The following is a 19,723-nucleotide window of genomic DNA, read 5'->3' on the forward strand; positions in this document are numbered from 1 at the left end:
ACCGGGGAGCCGTCACTCCCCGTGCGCGGAGGACAGCTCCCCGGCGGGCACCTGCCGTAGTCGCACCAGCGCCATCGCGGCCAGCGCGAGCGAGAGCACCGCGGTGACCCCGGTGATCAGGTGCACCCCGTCCATGAAGGCGTCCCGCGCCGCGGCCAGGACCGCCTCGCCCAGCGGTCCGGGCAGCGTCGCCGCCACCTCCACCGCCGAACCCAGGGTGTCGCGCACCAGGTCGGCGTCGGGCACCCCCGGCGGCAGGGTGTCGGCCAGATCGCGGCGGTAGATCGCGATGCTGAGGCTGCCCAGGATCGAGATGCCCAGTGCCCCGCCGAGTTCCGCGCCGGTCTCCGACACCCCGGATGCCGCGCCCGCCTTCTCCGGCGGCGCGGATCCGACGATCAGCTCGGTGGTGATGCCGAAGACCGGGGCCAGGCCGAGCGCGATGAGCACCGAGGCCAGCACGGCCGGAACCGGGCTGCCGGACACGCTCAGCAGCGTCATCAGCGCGAGGCCGACCGCCGCCAGACTCATGCCGCCGCCGATCAGGTAGGCCGGGCGCACCACTCGCACCAGGCGCGGCGCGGCCTGGGAGCCGACGAGGAACCCGACGCTCGAGGGCGCCATCGCCAGGCCCGCGTGCAGCGGCGACAAACCCAGCACCAGCTGGAAATACTGCGCCACGAACAGGAAGTACCCGAAGGCGACGAAGACCCCGATCACGTTGATGGCCAGCGCCGTACGGAACAGCGCGCCGCCGAACAACCGGAGATCGAGCATGGGATCCGGCCGCGACAACTGCCGCCGCACGAACAGCACCCCCGCCGGTACGCCGATCGCCAGGGCCAGCAGCGGCAGCGCGCCCGGGCCGTCCTGCGCGAACTTCTTCATGGCGAAGACCAGCGCGATCATGGTCAGCACGCTCAGGGCCGCGCTCACCGGGTCGAGCCTGCCGGGCTCCGGGTCGCGGAACTCGGGCAGCACCCGGGGTCCGAGCACCAGTACCAGCACCATGACCGGTACCGCGAGCAGGAAGACCGAGCCCCACCAATAGTGTTCGAGCAGCAGTCCGCCGAGCATCGGACCCGCGATACCGCCCGCGGAGAAGGCGCTGACCCAGGTGCCGACCGCGAGGGAGCGCTGGCGCGGATCGGGAAACATGCTGAATATCAACGAGAGTGTGGACGGCGCGAGGGTGGCGCCGGCGATGCCGAGCAGCGCCCGGCACAGGATCAGGGTCTCCGCGGTCGGCGCGAAGGCCGCCAGGACCGAGACCGCGCCGAAGGTCGCGGCGCCGATGAGCAGTAGTCGCCGCCGGCCGATCCGATCGCCGAGCGTGCCCATGGTGATGAGCAGACCGGCCACCATGAACCCGTAGACGTCGATGATCCACAGCAGCTGCTGACCGGTGGGCCGGAGTTCGGCGCTGAGTTGCGGCACCGCCAGGTGCAGCACGGTCATGTCCATGGCGTACACGAGGCACGCCAGGGTGAGGACGCTCAGGCCGATCCATTCGCGGGTTCCCGCGCGGCGGGGGACCGGCGTGCCCGTGGGGGCGGCGAGGGTGGACACGGCGAAGTCCTTCCGATGCGGAGTGCGGGGGATCGCGAGAGTGTGCGATCCACCATCTCATCGGGCGCCGACGTATTCGGCAACCGATTTTCCGCGGGAAGGGTGTACCGGTGCGACCGGATCAGATGAGTACTGGGTGGTCCGCGACGACGCGCCCGCCGAGCCGCGCCCAGCCGTCGGAGTCCCACTCGGTGAACAGGTGTGAGCCCTGCCCCTGGGTGATGCGCAGTCCGCGTTGCAGTTTCGCGGTCAGCGCGATGGCCGCCGCGCCCGTGGCCTCGTCCTCGGGGACGCCGAGGGCGGGGGCGAACATGCGCGCCCGCACCCGGCTGTGCGTCTCGTCGTCCCACATCCACGCGTAGTGCGCGCCTTCGGTGAAGTCCGCGGGGTCCAAGGTTTCGAGCAGGGCGGCGTCGTCGAACTCGTGGAAGGTGAACTTGGGCGTCCACTCCGAGCGGGCCCGGATCCAGGTGAGCCCGTCGTTGGCCACCACGTCCACCGGCCCGGCGGGGACGTCGATCACATCCACCGGATGGCCGAGCATGGCCAGCCACCACGCGGTGCCGACGGTCGGATGCCCGGCGAAGGGCAGTTCGACGGCGGGGGTGTAGATGCGCAATCTGGCCCGGTGGTCGACCGGTTCCTCGACCACCACGGTCTCGCTGTAGCCCGCCCGCGCCGCCAGCGCCTGATGATCGGCCCCGGTCACGTCGCCAGCGCGCGCGATGCCGAGCGGATTGCCGAACCGGCCCGCCGCATCGGTGAACACGCGCACGACCTCGATCTGGGTGCCATCGCTCTCTGGAGTGCCCATGGCAGCTCAGCTTACCGATGGTTACCGATTAGTGGGAGGTGAGCATGTGCCCAGCATCTCGAACAGGGCGCTCTTCTCGGTGGGCTGCACGCTCAGATTCCAGCGCGATTTCACCGCCACCCAGCGGCGGGCGTATTCGCACCAGTAATCGTGCCGCGGTTTCCATTGATCCGGGGTCTTCGAGCCTTTGTCCTGATTGGCTTGTTTCTGGACGGCCAGCAGATTGCCGACGTCGTTGGCGAAATTCTGCCGCTGTCGCTGATCCCAGTGCGAGGCGCCCGAACGCCAGGCGTCACCGAGTGCGACGACGTGATCGATTTCGATGCTCGATGCCTTGAAACGGTCGTAGGGCAGGCGTTCGCCGGTGTACGGATCGAGCAGCGTGCCGGTCAGCACCATGCACGAATTGCTTTCCGCCAGGCGCACATCGGTGAGATCGCGTTTGAACACCACGTCCCGTGCGGTGCAGCCGCTCGCCAGTGGCTCCTCGCCGCCGTGGCCCGACCAGCCGGGGCCGAACGCATTGCGTTCGTAGGATTCCCAATTGCGATTCCAGGCGACGCTGAGCCCGTCCAGATCGGCGCGTGCCCGCTGTGCGTCGGGCAGCGGGGTGCCGGTGGGATCGGCCGCGGCGGGGGTTTCCCGCTCGGGTTCCTGTCTGTTGAGCCACAGCGCGGTTCCGGCGACGGCGACCGTGGCGACAATGACGGACGTGGCGAAGAATGTGCGCCAGCGGCGCCGGGCGCTGGTCCGGGAGCGCGTGGGCATGCGGGGGAGTCTAAGGGGATATTTCGGGTTAAACGGTCAACGTTGCCGATCGGTGATCGCAATTCGGCAAACTCATGGCAAACAACTTGTGACAAACAAATAGGGCCGCACACCGGACGGTGTGCGGCCCCATTCGGGAACGCTGGATCGAACGATTCGAGCCGGACTCGCGGGATCGCGAATCAGACCGCGGCCGAGGCCAGGGCCTCGGTGGTGGCGACGGCCTGGCCGACACCGGCCACGATCGCGGCGGCGCGCAGCGATTCGAAGATCACCTCGCGGGACACGCCCTCCTCGCGCAGGGTGTGCTCGTGCGCCTCGAGGCAGTGCGCGCAGCCGTTGATCGAGGACACCGCGAACGACCACAGTTCGAAATCGGCCTTGTCGACCCCCGGCGAGCCGATGATCTGCATGCGCAGGCCCGCGCGCAGATCGTCGTACTTGCCGTCCAGGAACGCCCTACCTCGGTAGAACACATTGTTCATGCCCATGATCGAGGCGGCGCCCAATGCGGCGTTGTACGCCTCGGCCGACAGCGTGTCGGCGGCTTCCTCGGCGATCTCCCGCAGCGTGGTGGCCGAACGGGTGGCAGCCGCCGACGCGAGCAGGGTGCCCCACAGCTGCTGCTCGTTCAGCACGGTCGTGCGGGCGATCGAGGAGAGGTTGAGCTTGAGGTCCTTGGCGTACTCGGGGAGGGAGTTCTTCAGGTTCTCGATGGTCATAGCGCGAAATCCTTTGGGTCGTAGACTACTTGGCGATCAGTGCCGCGGTGTCGATCGAACGTGCGGGGTGATCAGACCGAAGCGGTCATGAGCTCGCCGGCCTTGATGGTCGGGTCGCCCTTCTTCCAGTTGCAGGCGCAGAGCTCGTCGGACTGCAGGGCGTCGAGCACGCGCAGCACCTCGTCGACGTTGCGGCCGACCGAACCCGCGGTCACGGACACGAACTGGATCTCGTTGTTCGGATCGATGATGAAGGTGGCGCGATCGGCGACGCCGTCGGCGTTGAGAACGCCGGTGGCGGCGGCCAGTTCACGCTTGAGGTCGCTCAGCATGGGGAAGGGGAGGGTCTTGAGGTCCTCGTGCTGCGCACGCCACTGGAAGTGGACGAACTCGTTGTCGACCGAGGCGCCCAGCACCTGCGCGTCGCGATCGGCGAACTCCTCGTTCAGCTTGCCGAAGGCGGCGATCTCGGTCGGGCACACGAAGGTGAAGTCCTTCGGCCAGAAGAAGACGATGCGCCACTTGCCGGCGTAGTCGTCGCTCGAGATCTGGGTGAAGTAGTCGTCGGGCTGCTGAGCGTTCACCTTCGTCAGGTCACCGCCGATGACAGCCTTGAGGTTGTAGGCGGGGAACTGGTCGCCGATGGTCAGCAGGGCCATGCTTGCTCCTCTATGTAGTCGATGCGATCGTGTCGTGACTGTTGCGAACGATCTTGCCTCGACCTCGGTAAAAGGTAAAGGTGATCGGTCGCACTATACTGATAGGCGTGACTGATCAAACTTATCAGCCGACCCTGTCGCAGCTGCGTGCGTTCGTAGCGATCGCCGAGTATCGCCACTTCGGTACCGCCGCGGCCCGGCTGGGGGTGAGCCAGCCCACGTTATCCCAGGCCCTGGCATCGCTCGAAAACGGACTGGGATTGCAACTGATCGAACGCAGTACGCGTCGCGTACTGGTCACCCCGGCGGGCAAACGGCTGCTGTCACAGGCCATGGCGACGCTCGAGGCGGCGGATCGGTTCGTGGCCTCGGCCGCGGGGTCCGGGCTCGGCGGCACACTGCGTTTGGGCATCATTCCCACGGTTGCCCCGTATGTGCTGCCGACGCTGCTGCCCGAGCTGCGCAGGCAGCTGCCCACGCTCGTGCCGCATGTCATCGAGGACCAGACCGGGCGGCTGCTGGACGGGCTGCGCTCGGGTGTGCTGGATGTCGCGCTGCTCGCGCTGCCGACCGACGCGTCCGGCCTGGTCGAGATTCCGCTCTACGCGGAGGAATTCGTCCTCGTGGTGCCGCGCGGGCACGAATTCGCCGGGCGCGAGGATCTGCGGCCCGCCGACCTGGACGCGCAGCCGCTGCTGCTGCTCGACGAGGGGCACTGCCTGCGCGACCAGACCCTGGACCTGTGCCGGTCCGCCGACGCGCATCCGGGCGCGGTGGGCGACACCCGGGCGGCGTCGCTGGCGACCGTGGTGCAGTGCGTCGCGGGCGATCTCGGCGTCTCGCTCATTCCGGAGATGGCGGTCCGGGCCGAAACCTCGCGTGGCACTTTGGATATCGCGCATTTCGCCGCGCCCGCGCCCGGACGCACGCTGGGGCTGGCGTATCGCTCGTCCACCGCGCGCGGTGAGGATTACGAACGACTCGCGGAGATCATTCGCAGCCATCGGCCGCACTGAGCGCCGCGCGTGTGATCGCGCGCACCCCGCGCGGGGCGCTCCGGGGTGCGCGTATACGGGCCGTGCGGGGTTCCAATTGACCGGTTCGGTGCCTTCTGGTTCGCTCGAGCCCATGCGGATCCACCATCTGAACTGCGGCACCATGGGGTTCGGGCTCGTCGATCACTGTTTGCTGATCGAGACCCGGAACGAACTCGTCCTGGTCGACACCGGTTACGGTCTCGATTGCGTGCGGGATCCGGGGCGCATGGTGGGCCTGTCGCGATTCGCGTTGGGCGCCAAACTCGCCGAGGCCGAGACCGCGGTGCGCCAGATTCAGCGACTCGGTTACGACCCGCGCGACGTGCGGCACATTCTGCTCACACACCTGGATCTCGATCACTCCGGCGGGCTCGCCGACTTCCCCGAGGCCACGGTGCACGTGCACGGCCCCGAGTTTCGCGCCGCCATGGCGCTGCCCACCATTTCCGAGCGCCTGCGCTATCGCGCACCGCAGTGGGCGCACGGACCCAAGTGGATGGTGAACGAGGTCGAGGGCGGCGAGGACTGGTTCGGTTTCGGCACCGTGCGCGACCTGCCCGGACTGCCGCCGGAGATTCTGGCCGTTCCGCTGATCGGGCACACCCGCGGGCACGTCGGCTACGCCATCGACTCCGGCCGGGGCTGGCTGCTGCACGCCGGTGATTCGTTCATGGTGGAGAGCTCGATCGATCCGGAGCAGCCGCACACGCCGTGGCAGGTCAAGCTGTACGAGACCGGGTCGCTGGTGCGCGGGGCCTATCGGGAGAACCAGCAGCGCCTGCGCGAGCTGCGGCGTGCACAGGGCCACCAGTTGACCGTGATCAACTCGCACGATCCGGCGATCTTCGCGCGGCTGGCCGGGCGATGAGTTCGGCCGGGCGCTGGGCGCGCCGTCGGCAGCCCGCCGCAGGCGAACCGCTGTTCGTCTACGGGACGCTGCAGTTTCCGGCGGTGCTGCACGAATTGCTCGGCCGCACACCGGGGTTGGAGGCCGCGACCGCGTCCGGCCGCCGGGTGGCGGCGCTGCCGGAGCGGGTGTACCCGGGCCTGGTGCCCGCCCCCGGCGCCGTCGCCGCCGGCTTCCTGCTGCACGGCCTGACCCCACCCGAATGGCGGGTACTGGACGCTTTCGAGGACGACGAGTACGACCTGTGCCCGATCCCGGTGCACGCGGGCGACCGCGAGACCTACGCCTGGACCTACGTATGGACCGCCGCCGTCGCCGAAAAAGACTGGTCCGCAACCGAGTTCAGAATCGACCGGCTGCCTTCGTACGTCGAGATGTGCGCCTCCTGGCGCCGCGACCTGGTCCTGCTGACCGAAACCGCCTGACCGCTGACGGATCTCGGTAACGAAACCGATGGTTCGCCGTGATCGACGCTCCGGGTTCCTACGTGCGGCTGTGGGCCCGCTGCCGCAGGCGCCCGCGTTCGACCGGGGCCGATGGTCCTCGGGTGCCGTGTTCACCGGGGACCACGACTCCGCCGGTAACCCGCGACGAAGCGCCCATGCCCGCGGCGGAGCGGGTTCCGCCCCTCGACCCTGTCGCCGAAGGACGGCTAGCTCGCTGTACGTGGGCGTCAGAGTTGGTCGGCGGTGAGCAGGAGGCGGAGGTGGGTGGTCGACCAGGTGTCGAGGGGAGCGGGAGGGACTGGGGCGGACAGGGATTCGTGGAGGGTGGTCAGGGTCGCGGCAGCAGTGGAGAGGCCCAGGCGGCGCAGGGTCGCGGCGGACTCGGCGGCGCGGGTGAACCAGCTGGGGGGAAGGTGGCGTGTGCCGCGGTGGGGGACCTCCGCCGTCAGGGCGAGGGCGGCTGTCACGGCGGCGGTGAGAGGTGAGTGATCACCTTGGTGAGTAGTCGGGGGGAGAGTTGTGTCGGCCGTCGCGAAGCAGGGGACGTGCACGGTGTCGCCGGCGACCACCGCGGTCGGATCCAGGACCAGGCGGCCGTGGGCGCGGTGCAGGGCGCCCGCGACGTAGCGGACCGGGCCGGATTCGCCCGACAGCAGGTGGGCCAGGCTATCCACCTCGCCGGGGGCGAAGCCGGAGTGGGTGTGGGAGAGGGTCACCGTCCCGGTGGGGGCGTGGAGGGTGGCCTCGAGGCGCTGGTCGCCGGGGAGATAGTGCACGGCGGTGACGTCTGTGACGACCACGGCGCGAACGGATTCGCCGCGCACCCGGGGGCGGATGAGGGCGGGGGGCAGGGCTGCCAGGCGGGCCGACTCGGCGTCCAGGTCGGTGAGCAGGAGCTCGGGGGGCAGGGTGGACCAGTCGCCGGCGGAGGGCAGCACCGAGGTGCGGGCCACTCGGCTGTTCGCCAGGCGCACACTGCGATTGGCCGAGCGCACCGCGGATTCGGTGACCACGTTGCCCGCGGCGAGGTCGCGGAGGCGGGCCGCGCCGGTGCGGCGGTTGCCCAGGCTCGCGGCGCTCGGCGGCTCCGCGCCCTCGGCGATCGTGGTGTCGTGCCGCAGCGCCAGGACCAGCCGGGCGTCGTGATGCGCGAGATAGACCTCCACGCCGCGGGATTCGTCGTCGCCGGTGATGCGCGCGCCCAGGCCGGTGAGGCGCAGGTGCCGCAGCGGGGTCTGCGCGGCCTCCTCGGTGCCCAGGGCGGTGACCGCCGAGCGGGACGCGGCGCGGTGCCGCGCGACGAGTTCGGTCATCAGGGCGGCGGTGTGCAGCGGATCGTGGCGGGCGCTGCGTTCGCGGTAGGCGGTCAGCTGATCCAGCAGATCGGTGAGCGCGTCGTGCGGCCAGCGGGCGCCGGCCTGATCCAGGGTGCGCTGCGCCGCGCCGAACACCCCGGGCAGCGCCGGACCCGCATGGGTCACACCGTCATTGAGCAGATCGGTCAGCGGATCCAGCACGCTCGCCGCGGCAGTGCGGGCCGCGGAGCCGTCGGCGGCCGCACCGACCGACACCTCCAGCCGGGCCTGCCCCGGATCCGCCGCGTCCGCGGCCCGGAAGGCCCAGACCGCCAGTGCGATGGCGTCGGTGCGCGCCCCGCGGGCGGCGTCGGCCCGGGCGTACCCGAGATCGCCGGGAACCAGGAAACGCACTGTCACCGCGGACAATTCGACGGAGGCGACCGGGTCGGAGGCGGTGGCCCGGCACACGGTCGCCCGGTACCCGGCCCGATGCGCGCGGCGCGCGGCGGTGAAAGCGCGGGTGCCGAGCAGGTCCTTCAGCTGGTCGTCGGTGAACTCACCGGGTGACCAGGGCGGCTGTGCCGCAGCGGGTTCCGGATCGGTCGTCGTTGCCGGTTCCGAGTCGGTTCCGGGGTCGTCCCCCGTCGCCGCGGACGGAGCGCTGTCACGGTAGGCCAGCACCGCCATGACGCGATGACGGCACACCGAGGTCGCGCCGCAGCTGCACGGTGCGGCTTCCAGGGTCGCCCCCGGCGGCAGCGTGGTCTCGGTCCCGTCGGCGAACCGGACCCGGACCGTGCCGTCCGCGTCCTCGGTGAGTGCCGGTGGCGCGGAGCCGTTCTCCTTCAGCGCGCGTTTGAAGATGCCGCGGTTGGCGAGTGAGATCAGCGAGTCGTCGGTCAGGGCGAGCAGGTCGGCGCGCATCCGGGTCATCCGATCTTCTCGGCGATGAAGTTCGCCAGTTCGCCGGGCGTCATAGCGCCCATGTGCACCCCGACGTCGGCCAGCCGCTGCCCGGTGTGCCGGTCGTACTCCGGGTCCGCGTCCTCGTTCAGCGCGGCCAGCCCGAGCACGTGCACCCCTTCGGCGACCATGTCCGCGGCGGTGCGCACGAGGTAGGTCGCGTCCCCGCCCTCGTAGAAATCGCTGATGAGCGCGACGATCGTGCGCCGGGGCTGTTCGATCAACTGCGCGCCGTAGGCGAGGGCGCGTCCGATGTTCGTGCCACCGCCCAGTTGCACGCGCATGAGCAGTTCGACGGGGTCCTCCACGTCGCGGGTGAGATCGACGACGTCGGTGTCGAAGGCGATCAGGTGGGTCTTGATGCCGGGCAGGTTCCACAGGCACGCCGCCGTCACCGCGGAGTGGATCACCGAATTCACCATGGAGCCGGACTGATCCACCAGCAGGATCACCTGCCAGGTGTCCATGTTCCGCCGGGTCCGCGCCCGGAAGTGCGCGGTTTCGACATAGAGCCGGTTCTCCTCGGGCCGGTAGTGGGCGAGGTTGGCGCGCACCGTCTTCGGGAAATCGAAGTCGGCCGCGCGGGGGATGCGGCTGGGTCGCCGCGACCGGGTGCCGGTGAAGCACACCCGGATCTCGGTGGCCATCCGCTCCATGAGCTCGCGCACCACCTGCTCGACGATGCGCCGGGCCATGCGCAGCACCTCGGGGTTCATCAGGTGTTTGGTGCGCAGCACCGCCCCGAGCAGTTCGGCGTTGGGTTCGAGGCGCTCGAGGACGCCAGGGTCGGTCAGCACCTCGTGTAATCCGAAGCGCTGCACGGCGTCCCGCTCGAGCCGCTCGATGGTGCTCTTGGGGAAGAGCCGATGGATGTCGTCGAGCCAGTCCACCGCGTGCACGATGGAGGGCCCGTCGCCGCCGGTCCGGCGGATGTCGCGCCGGTCCAGGTCCTCGTCGCGTTCGTAGAGCCAGTCCAGGGCGGTGTCGCGCTCGGCGCCGCCGGAGCTCATGGCGACGCCGCAGGTGATCGCGGCGCCGGGCGCTCCGAGAACGAGCCGCCAGCGTTCCAGGGCCGGGTCGAGTTCGGTCATGCGTGGGGCTCGAGTTCTGTGCTGGGGGAACGGGATTCGCGCGGTGGAGGCAGCAGGTCGTGCTCGGCGAGCAGGTGATCGACCCGCAGTTCGACCGCGCGGGCGTGAGCCAGGGTTTCGGCGTCGGCCGCCAGGCGCAGCAGCGCGGACACATCGGTGGTCAGCCCGCGCATGGCGAGCAGGCGTTCGCCGATCCGGGCCCGTTCCCGGGGCGGGAACCAGGCGAACGCGAGGCGCAGCGCGGGCAGCGCGGCCAGGAATTCCTCATCGCCGAAGCCCGCGACCAGTTCGTCGAGGACGGCGAGCAGCGGTTCGCCCGCGCCGGCCGAATCATCCTGTGCCGCTTCTTCCAGCAGCTGCTCGCGGGCCAGCGCGAACAGACCCGCGAGGAAGTCGCCGAGCATCTCGGGCGTGCCCGCCAGCCGCACCGAGTGCGCGAGGTTCACCCCCGCCGCGGGGTCGAGGACCGCGACCGCGCCCACGGCCGCACCGCGCAGCGCGGGCGGCCGGTCCGCGGCGGTGCAGCGCTGGAACACCCCCGCCAGGTCGGCGCGCTCGATACCGAGCACCGGCGCGGCGTGCAGTGCCGCGTCCCGGACGGCGGCGACGGCGTTCAGCAGTTCGCGGTCGGCGGGGGCGGGACCGCCCCGGACGCCCTCGAGCAGCCACAGCAGGCGCAGTACCGCCGCGTCGATGAGCACGGCCAGGGTCGGCGACTGCGCGGCCCCGAATATCCGGTCGTAGCGCCACAATCCGAGGGCCACGGCCAGCAGCTTGCCCAGGCCGGTGGGCGCGGCGGCGGCGTCGACGAGCGCGCGCACCTGGGTGACGATGCGCCCGGACAGCTCCGAGAGCCCGCTCAGGGTGGCGTCGAACAGCACCTCGGCGAGTTCGCCGGTATCGGATCCGGCCGCGGCGAAGCGTTCGCCGAGCCGGGCCGCCGCGGCCTCGGCGCAGGTCGCACCGAGCGATCCGGCTTCGATGAGGGCGGGCAGCCGCAGATCCTGCTTGGTCAGCAACCACGTTTCGGTGAGCTCGGGCGCGCGCCCGAGCGCCGGCCCGCCGCGGCGCGTGAACCCGGGAATCCCGAGCACCCGCAGCCGATGCAGCAGGCGGCTGGCTTCCCCGCCGGGACCGGTGGCGAGGTCGAGGGTGTGACGGCCCTCCTCGGGGATGCCGTGGCGCCGCAGTTCCCGCGCCACGTCGTGCACCAGCGGGGGATGCGGGGTGCCCGAATGCAGGCGGCCGACGGTGTCACCCGAGAGCGCGGCGACCATCTCCAGCACGACCGGTTCGGTGCCGGCGGGCAGGTGCCCGCGCCCGGTCCAGGGCAGGGGTCGTTCCAGCGCCTCGGTGATGAGCGCGCCGGCGAGCCCGTCGAGAACATCGGTGCGCGAGGGTGATTCGTGCCCGCGCAGCCTGCTCAACCCCACGGTGAGCGTGCGCGCGCCGATCAGCGACGCGGTGGACACGGCCTGCCCGCGTTCACGCAGCCGCCGGACGACCGACCGGGTGATCCCCTCGGCGGCCGCGTCGGGCCCGACCTCCCACAGCTGCTGGTAGTAGGCGGGCGAGGGCATCCCGGACTGGTACCCGGTGAAGGCGTCCAGTCGCCGGAAGCTGAACGGCACCAGGTAGCTGCCGCCGGTTCCGGTGGCGGGAGGCGCGGGCACGATCGGCCACCCTGCCGGATCGAGCGCCGGAGCACCCGCGGCGGCGTCGGTGCGGATCATCCCGGCTGGATCATTCCCATCCGGCTCGAATGTCGTTGGTTCCGTAGCGGACTCGGGTTCACTGCCCGGATGCGATGCATCGTGATCCGCCTTCGATCGGACCGGAACGGGGGCCGGGCTCGGCTCGGAACCGGGGGCCGCGCCGGAGTACTCGCCGTCGTCGCCTCGCCCGATGTCGGCCGGGCCGCCGGTTGCCGATCGGCGGCCCAGATGGCGCACCAGAGCGGGCCGGTGGAAGCCGCCGGTGATCACGACGATATGCGCGGGGCCGGAAGCCTTTTCGCGATTCTCGAGATCCGCGATGGCGGCGTCCAGCCAGCCCGCCATGTACCGCTCGCGGGCGAGGTCGCCGTCCGAGGCGTCATCGTCGCCGCGGACCAGTTCGAAGTAGGCAGCGAGGCGATCGGGCAGGGTGTCCGGGTCGCCCAGCTCGAACAGGTGGTCCCAGAGCGCGTCGATGTTGTCGACCGCGAACTCCCGGCACAGCCGCTCGACGGCGCGTTCGTAGCGGCGTTCGGCGTCGGCGTACCGGTTCTCGGTGCCCGCGAAGGCGCGATGCCAGGCGGGCAGGTCGATGAAGCGGACCTGCGCGCCTGCGTCGCGGCCCGCGCGCAGTCCCACCCATTCGGGGGAGTAGTCGCACAGCGGCGCCCACGACATGTGCCGGTGCTCGTCGTCGCGGTAGCTGGTGAACACCGCGATCGGCAGGTCGTGCCCGAGCAGCAGCTCCTCGAGCCGGTCGTTCATGTCGGCCGGTCCCTCGATGAGCACGTGCGCGGGCCGCAGTTCCTCGATGGTGTCGCGCACCAGCCGCGCGCAGGCCGGACTGTGGTGGCGCACACCGATCAGGGTCACCCGCACCGCGCCCAGTGCTATCGCTTCAGCGTGCACGGTTGTCAGCCCGGCAGCTGGAAGCGGGCGTCGTGCAGGGCTTTCCAGGCGCGCCCCGATTTGCGCGGGGCCTGCTGCTCCAGGTAGCGGCGCAGCCGGGCCAGATCGTCAGGGTCGTCCTTGGCGGCGGTGCCCGCGAGGCAGTGCACGATGTCCGCGCCGTCGCCGGCCTCGCCCCGCAGATACCAGCCGCGCAGGCCGACCGCGTGCGCGACCGAGACCGCTTCGGCGGTGCTCATGACCGAGGACATGCGATCCAGCGGGGTGCCGGAATCGGTGGCCCCGGTGCGTAATTCGCGGAACGCCGTGACCAGTACCTCGAGCACGTCCCGGGGCGGGGCCTGCGGAACGCCCGAACGGCGCAGCAACGCGGCGGCCTCGGCCTCCACCAGTGCCAGTTCCGCGCCGAAATCGCCGATGGGGAACACGGTTTCGAAGTTGAACCGGCGCTTGAGCGCGGCGCTCATGTCGTTGACGCCGCGGTCGCGGGTGTTCGCGGTGGCGATGACATTGAAACCCTCGGTGGCGTAGACCATCTCGCCGAGTTCGGGCACCGCCAGCACCCGGTCGGACAGCAGCGAGAGAATTGAGTCCTGCACTTCGAGCGGGCAGCGGGTGATCTCCTCGAACCGCACGATCTTGCCGTCCCGCATGCCGCGCATCATGGGCGCGGGCACGATGGATCGCTCCGACGGGCCCTCCGACACCAGCAGCGCGTAGTTCCAGCCGTAGCGGATCTGGTCCTCGGTGGTGGCCGCGCCGCCCTGGATCGTGAGCGTGGAGTCGCCGGAGATGGCGCAGGAAAGCAGCTCGGACAGTAGCGATTTGGCGGTTCCGGGCTCGCCGGTCAGCAGCAGTCCGCGCGTGGTGGCCAGGCTCACCAGCGCGCGGTCGACCAGGGAGGCGTCCCCGACGAACTTGTTGGCGATACCCAGCGCCGGGTCGCCGACGATGAAGCGTTTGGCGGCGTCCACGCTCAGCGCCCAGCCGGGCGGGCGGGGCGCGGTATCGGTCTCGCGCAGCCGCGCCAGGTCTGCGGCCCAGCGCATTTCGGCGGGCGGGCGCTGGAGGTGTTCGGTCGTCGTCACTGGGCTCCTGCTTTCAGCCACGCGATGTCGCGCAGTACTTCCGAGGCGGTGACCTCGTCGAGGTCGGCGAAGGTGATGTCACCGCGGTGGCGGTGCGAACGGCACAGCCGGGCGGTGAGGTGCTGGGTGGGGTTCGCGCGCGGATCCCACGCCATGAGACCCGGACTGGCCGACACCGACAGGAAACGGCCACCGGGCAGCGACTTCTCGAACTCGAGCATGTGCGCGCCGTCGGTGTTCTTGGGCGGCAGCCACCCGCGCGCGGTGAGGCCCAGCAGCCGGGTGCTGTCCACCGCCGTGCCGTCGTCGGGGATGCGGTGGTCGCCGAGCAGTTCGGGCGGAACCGGGTACACGGCGCGGCCGAGTTGCTCGAACGGTTGCAGCAGTTCGTAATCGGCGAACAGTTCGCTCCACAGCGGGACCGCGTCGGCGAACTGCAGCGGGTGCGCGATGCCGAGTTCGGCGTCCTCGGCCAGCGGTAGCGTCCGATCGTCCTGGTCCGCACAGGTGCGGTCCTCGGCGACACGGAAGGTGGACACCAGTTTCTCGCCCTCGTACACGCCCCACACCAGCCGCCGGGTGATGTGCCGGCGCCACGGGTGCGCGATGAAGCCGGTGCGGAATTCCTCGACGGTGAAGCGCCGCTGCTCGACCATGGCGCGCTCGAGCCGTTTGATCTGATCGGCGGCCATCGTGCGCACGGTGAGCTTCATGGCGCGAAAGGTGCTGTGCGCCTGCGCGCCCAAGACGGGATCGTCCTTCGCCCCCGGCTTGGGCAGGGCCTTGACGGTGGTGCCGTCGAGGTTCGCCACGGTGGGCTGCAGCCGTTCGTCGAAGCCGACGAGGAACTGCCGGGGGCCGAAATCGAGTGTCAGCGTGCCGTTCTCGTCGAGTCCGAGGTCCGGCACGAGGCGATCGGCGAGCTGATCGGGGGTGAGTCCGCGCCGGTCGGCGATGTCGGTGATCCGCGCCTGCGCGCCCTCGCGCACCCGATGCGTCTTGACCTTGTCGCCGATGGTCTTCAACGCCAGCAGCGCGGCGTCACTGCCGAGGGTGACGAAGGCGTCCAGCGCGCTCACCGAGCGCGCGTCCGAGCGCCGCTCCCGGATGTCGGCGAGCAGCAGGGCGACGGTGTCGTCGTCCCCGAGCGCGCCGAGCGCCTCGTAGATCCAGGTGAACTTGGTGGGACCGCCCGCCCGCCACCACTGCTGGTACAGCTCCCAGCCGAAGTCGGCCAGTGACCGGGTGTCGCAGTGCTGCCGGATCGTGTCCAAGCCCACGTAGGGTTCGCCGGGCAGCGCGAGCTGCAGCATGGTGATGACGTGCTCGGCGGCCACCGGCGGCAGCGGCAGGCCGTTGGCGCGCAGCGTGATCGGCGGCAGCGCGGCGGGATTCACCCACGGCGGGATCACGGGCAGCCGGGCGGGCAGATCCGCGGCGGGATCCAGGGCCAGTACCGACTCGACCGCGGCGACCGCGGGTGGGCCGTATTCCGCCGCGGCCGTTCTGATTTCGGTCAGATGGCCGAGTTCGGCCAGTGTGCGCAGGGTGCGGCCGTGCACCCGGCGTTCCTTGACGCCCTTGCCGACCGCTCCCGGAATCAGTACGCGCGCGGCGTAGCCGGCGTGCCGTCGCAGGTATCGCACACCCGTCGCGCGCAGCGTGCGCCGCTGGAGCCACTGTGCCACCAGGGCCACCACCTCGGGGCTTTCGAAGGCCATGATGATGTCGGGGACCTCGCGACTGAACGCGCGGGCGGCGGACAGCGCCAGCGGGTACGCCTCGGTCTCGTAGGTGGCGATGATCGCGCGCAGCGGATCGGCGCGGTCCCACACGTACTGCATCGTCGCTCCCGGCAGCAGCGGACGGGTGAATTCCGGTCCGGCGTGCAGCATTTCGACGAGGTCGGTGGGGGTGAGCGCGCGGGTGCCCATGTGCGCCCGGAGATCGGGACGGGGCTTGTGGTTCGACAGGTCGACACCCGCCAGCCACCGCGCGCGTTCCTCCGGCAGCCAGGCACACCGGACCTCGGCCGGACCGGACAGGGCGAGTGTCGCCTGTTTGGGGCGCTTGCGCAGCCACGGCGGCGTCCGCAGGATCTCCGGGAGCGCGTCGTCGTCGACGGGCGCGGCCGGTTCCAGTGCGGCGCGCACCAGGTCGGCGGTGGCGGGGGACAGGTACGGGAGGTGTTCGCGGGCCAGTTCGGGCCGATCGTGCACCAGTTCCCGGAGAGTGTCGGCGTCGCGTTCGGGGTCGAGCAGCCGCAGCGCCCGGCGCGGGAAGCGTTCGGTGGCCTGCCGCAGCGCGGTGAGCACCACCGGTATTCCGGTGCGCGCGATCAGTTCCTGGAACGCGGCGTCCGTCGGGATGACCGCCAGCACGTCGGCGATCGGGGCCTGCATCTTGCGTTCCTTGACCGTGTAGTGGTCGATCCAGGTGGCCAGCAGCGGCGCGATGTCGAATCCGAACGAGTTGACCAGTGTGATCGCCTGTTTCGCGGTATCCAGCGCGACCCCGGGTTCGGGACTGATGCCGCTGTGCACCCGGCCGAGCGCGATCAGCTGGTCCGGCTCGGCGGCGGCGTCGACCAATACGCTCGAATGCCCGTGGTCGCGGGAATCCGCTGCGCGAGCGACGGCGGCGGACACCCAGTCCAGCCGCCACGGCAGCAGTACGGCGGCGATGACGGCGCGGCGCCCCAGGAGATCGTCTGCCCGGTACCGCTCCATCACCTCGATGACGGGGTTCAGCGCGGGGTCGCCGGGCTCGAACTCCGCGAGCCGATTGCGAACGGGTCCGAGAATTCGCCGCAGATCATCCGCCGCGTCATCGCGGTGCCAGCCGATTTCCTTCCACCACAGCGGATGCGAGCCGGCGAGCAGCACCGCCTCCACGATGAACTCGATGCCTCGCTCGTGATACCAGTGCTCGAGCAACCCCAAGGTCTCCGCGTCGGCCTGCGCCCGCTGCTTGCTCGTGGCGCGCCATCCGAGCTGCGTGATCCGGGAGAGCATGCCGGCCGCGACGTCGACGGGCACCGCGCCGAGCGGCCCCGGTTCCGTCGGGAGTCCGCGCCCCCCGCTCACGGGGATCTTCGCCTCGATCCACTCCACCGCGGGCGCGTAATACGCCGCACACGACTCCGCGCGCGCAGCGGCCTCGTCCGCCGATATCCCCGGACCCGGGAACTCGAGCACCGATCCCGCCCGGTACAGCAACCCCCGCCGCTGCACCGCCGTCGGGTCGAAAATGTCCTCGGACGCCGCACTGACCTCCCCGACGGTCCGGCGTCGCGATTGTGCACCCATGAAACCCCGTTTTCCACGTTCGTAATTCGGCCCCGACTGTAAACAACCGCACCGACACCGGTGCGGTGGCCTCACCCGGCCAGGTGGGCGAGGTCGCGCAGCGCCTCCGACGCCGCGATCGGGCCGAGGACGCCGAATGCGATGGGCTCCGGCCGGAACAGGTCCTCGCCACCGTTCGCGGTCAGCAGCACGCGGGTCAGGACCTGATCACCGCACTCGGGATCACCGAACTCGGCGGAAATCTCGCGCGAGGGCGGTTCGCCGCGACCGCGGTGGCCGGTCATACGACATCGCCGCCGCGGCGCTCGCCGCCCTGGACGGCGCGTCCGATTCGGCGCTCGCGCGCAACGCGACCGACGGAAGCATTCCCGACAGCAGTCAAGGGCCGCAACGCCTTCGGCGGGAGTCGCGTCCGTCGCGGTCGTGGAGACCTTCGGGGCGGAGGAGCTCAGCTACCGACTGCTCGAGGACGCCATGTCGGTGCGCCCGCTGCTCGCGGCGCTGCCGCCGCGCGAACGCCAGTGCTCATCTGGCGCTCAATACCCCGCGTCCGCGGACAGCTCGGGTGGACGGTGCAGCTGGGGAAACGGTTGTTCGAGCGCGTGGTGGGAGAAGAGCTTTCGCCAGGCGGGCAGGGACTCCGCGAGGTGGGTCGGGTGGGCGACGCCGACGAGCGCGCCCGGGGTCGGAACCAGGGGCGCGTCGTCGAGATCGGTCAGGGTGCCGTCCTCGGTGATCCGGAACGACTCGAGGACAGTGTTTCTCGTGTCGTAGGTCGCCCAGACCAGGTGGCGGGCGACGTGGGCGAGCACGGGGTGGTCGACGAACAGCTCGTGGTGCAGGTCCTGTGTCCAGCGCCTGCCGTCGGTCATCGCGCGCTCCAGGCGGGAAAGAGTCTCGGGGCCGGTGGTTTTCAGCGCCTTTCGCAGGGCGGTGAAGCGCTTGAGCGACGCGGGGGCCAGTACGGGGTCGTCGTGGGCGTCGGGGGTGGGCAGGGTGCGGCGCGGGGAGCCACCGGCGGTGCGGACGACGGGGCGCAGCTGTTCGTCCAGGGTGACGTGGAAGGCGCGGGGGCCGTAGTCCAGGTGCAGCGTGCCGTCCGCGGCGAAGCCGAAGTGGGGGACGAGGCGGTCGGCCAGTTCGTCGGCGTCCACGCCCTCCTCGTCGACCAGACGCGTGAGAGTGTCTCGTGCCTTGGCGCGCAGGGCCTTGAACTTCACGTCGGTGGCGATCGCGTCGAGTTCGCGCAGCGCCACCCCGGAGCCGATCGCCGGCAGCACGCTCAGGGCGGTCGCGGCACGGGCGTGCGCGCTCTCGCCGGGCCAGGCGCGGATGCGCGGGGCGAGACGGCGCGCGACCTCGTCGTCGCCCCACCGTCCCAGGGCGTGGAAGACCCAGTTCTGCTGAACCGGGCAGCCGGCCCGTTCCCACTGCTCGAACAGCGCCCAGGCGAAGGCGGTCAGGCTCTCGGGTTCCGCGATGCCGGTGAGGCGGGTGATGCCCGCGTACTCGGTGTCCGGCGTGCACAGCGCGAGCATGGCGCACACGGTCGCGAGCGCCTCGGGCGGCAGGGCGGATCGGCGCTCGGACAACACGATCGGCGGCAGCGTGGCAACGGTGAGCCAGGACGGCGGCGCGGGAATCTCGCCGGGCAGGTGGAACAGGGGATCCGCGGCGAGTTCGTTCGCGAAAGCCGCCGCCGCCTTCGCTCCCAAACCCTCTGCTGCGGTGTGGAGTTCGTCGGACCGCCCCTGCGCGGCGTACGCGCGCAGGATGGTCCAGGCCCGGACCCGGTCGCGCCCGGGCTTGCCCACCGCCGTCGCGATGAGGTCGGGGGCCGCGGCCGCGAGATGTCGATCGAACCACGAAACGGCCACCGCCCGGCCGCGTGCGGTGTGGTACTCCTTCGTCATGAAGGTCGTGACCGTCGTCCCGGTCACCGGTAGCAGCGCCCCCGCGTTGGAGCGCGGGAATTCGACGGCCGCGGCCACCGCGGCGTCAAGGACCTCGTCGCCGAACCGGCCGAACAACCGGCACAGCACGTCTTGCCGACTGGTGCGGAAGTTCGCGCGCAGTACCTCCAGGTGCGGTGCGACCAGCTCCACCGGTGCCAGCGCGAAGACCTTCGCGGTGCCGTGGCGCAGGTACTCCAGCGTGAGGTGCCGCTCGACCTCCACCGCCCAGTCCTTCACCGGGGGCCAGGTACTCGCGGGCACGTTCGCCCACCGTGCCTGCTCACCGGGTAGCCATCGCAGCGCGAGCGGCTGTGGCTCGGCCACGTTCCGGACCAGGGCGGGCCGGGGCACCGCCGCGCCCCGCTCCCACGGCGGTGTACTCAGAAACTCGGGCAGTTCGGCGAGCGCCGCGGTGGTGACCTTGCTCGGCGGGTGCACGATCTCGTGCTGTGGTGCGATTGTCATGTCGGGGCC

Annotated in this window: 15 protein-coding genes; 3 read left to right on the plus strand and 12 right to left on the minus strand. The window is 70.8% G+C overall.

Features of this window, described 5'->3' with window-relative positions:
• Positions 1–12: 12 nt before the first annotated feature.
• From ACWIGI_RS09260 to ACWIGI_RS09280, 5 genes are all read right to left on the minus strand, one after another.
• Entirely contained in the window at positions 13–1,569 is a 1,557-nt protein-coding gene (locus ACWIGI_RS09260) for an MFS transporter (RefSeq protein ID WP_454201862.1), read from the minus strand.
• A 121-nt stretch (positions 1,570–1,690) separates the two neighbouring features.
• The gene (locus ACWIGI_RS09265; protein ID WP_454201863.1) at positions 1,691–2,383 is read right to left on the minus strand and encodes a PhzF family phenazine biosynthesis protein; all 693 of its coding nucleotides are present in this window, start codon (positions 2,381–2,383) and stop codon (positions 1,691–1,693) included.
• Positions 2,384–2,404: 21 nt separating this feature from the next.
• Positions 2,405–3,151, minus strand: coding sequence for an HNH endonuclease family protein (locus tag ACWIGI_RS09270; protein ID WP_454201864.1), 747 nt, complete (start codon positions 3,149–3,151; stop codon positions 2,405–2,407).
• A gap of 182 nt (positions 3,152–3,333) precedes the next feature.
• Complete coding sequence (locus tag ACWIGI_RS09275) at positions 3,334–3,873, minus strand: carboxymuconolactone decarboxylase family protein (protein ID WP_454201865.1); 540 nt, start codon at positions 3,871–3,873, stop codon at positions 3,334–3,336.
• Positions 3,874–3,944: 71 nt separating this feature from the next.
• Positions 3,945–4,532 (minus strand): peroxiredoxin, encoded by a 588-nt coding sequence (locus ACWIGI_RS09280; protein ID WP_454201866.1) that lies wholly within the window; start codon positions 4,530–4,532, stop codon positions 3,945–3,947.
• 107 nt (positions 4,533–4,639) lie between these two features.
• Here ACWIGI_RS09280 and ACWIGI_RS09285 point away from each other — a divergent pair, with 107 nt between their 5' ends.
• From ACWIGI_RS09285 to ACWIGI_RS09295, 3 genes are all read left to right on the plus strand, one after another.
• The gene (locus ACWIGI_RS09285) at positions 4,640–5,548 is read left to right on the plus strand and encodes a hydrogen peroxide-inducible genes activator (RefSeq protein ID WP_454201867.1); all 909 of its coding nucleotides are present in this window, start codon (positions 4,640–4,642) and stop codon (positions 5,546–5,548) included.
• Between the two features lie 112 nt (positions 5,549–5,660).
• Positions 5,661–6,437: an MBL fold metallo-hydrolase gene (locus tag ACWIGI_RS09290; RefSeq protein WP_454201868.1), complete on the plus strand. Its 777-nt coding sequence runs from the start codon at positions 5,661–5,663 to the stop codon at positions 6,435–6,437.
• Positions 6,434–6,901: a gamma-glutamylcyclotransferase family protein gene (locus ACWIGI_RS09295; RefSeq protein WP_454201869.1), complete on the plus strand. Its 468-nt coding sequence runs from the start codon at positions 6,434–6,436 to the stop codon at positions 6,899–6,901. The genes ACWIGI_RS09290 and ACWIGI_RS09295 overlap by 4 nt, the downstream gene beginning before the upstream one ends.
• A gap of 248 nt (positions 6,902–7,149) precedes the next feature.
• Here the strand turns inward: ACWIGI_RS09295 and ACWIGI_RS09300 are convergent, their stop codons facing one another.
• The 7 genes from ACWIGI_RS09300 to ACWIGI_RS09330 form a co-directional block, all read right to left on the minus strand.
• The gene (locus tag ACWIGI_RS09300; RefSeq protein WP_454201870.1) at positions 7,150–9,153 is read right to left on the minus strand and encodes a hypothetical protein; all 2,004 of its coding nucleotides are present in this window, start codon (positions 9,151–9,153) and stop codon (positions 7,150–7,152) included.
• Positions 9,150–10,274, minus strand: a complete 1,125-nt coding sequence (locus tag ACWIGI_RS09305; protein WP_454201871.1) for a VWA domain-containing protein — start codon at positions 10,272–10,274, stop codon at positions 9,150–9,152. The genes ACWIGI_RS09300 and ACWIGI_RS09305 overlap by 4 nt, the downstream gene beginning before the upstream one ends.
• Positions 10,271–12,898, minus strand: coding sequence for a DUF5682 family protein (locus ACWIGI_RS09310; protein ID WP_454201872.1), 2,628 nt, complete (start codon positions 12,896–12,898; stop codon positions 10,271–10,273). Before ACWIGI_RS09310 ends, ACWIGI_RS09305 begins: the two co-directional genes overlap by 4 nt.
• 5 nt (positions 12,899–12,903) lie before the next feature.
• Entirely contained in the window at positions 12,904–13,947 is a 1,044-nt protein-coding gene (locus tag ACWIGI_RS09315; protein WP_454202257.1) for an ATP-binding protein, read from the minus strand.
• Between the two features lie 35 nt (positions 13,948–13,982).
• A complete protein-coding gene (locus ACWIGI_RS09320) occupies positions 13,983–17,294 on the minus strand; it encodes a DUF4132 domain-containing protein (protein ID WP_454201873.1) in 3,312 nt (1,103 codons plus the stop codon).
• 71 nt (positions 17,295–17,365) lie between these two features.
• Entirely contained in the window at positions 17,366–17,578 is a 213-nt protein-coding gene (locus tag ACWIGI_RS09325; RefSeq protein WP_454201874.1) for a hypothetical protein, read from the minus strand.
• A gap of 252 nt (positions 17,579–17,830) precedes the next feature.
• Entirely contained in the window at positions 17,831–19,714 is a 1,884-nt protein-coding gene (locus tag ACWIGI_RS09330; protein ID WP_454201875.1) for a DUF4132 domain-containing protein, read from the minus strand.
• Between the last annotated feature and the right edge of the window lie 9 nt (positions 19,715–19,723).

The sequence above is a fragment of the Nocardia sp. NPDC055321 genome (assembly GCF_053645575.1).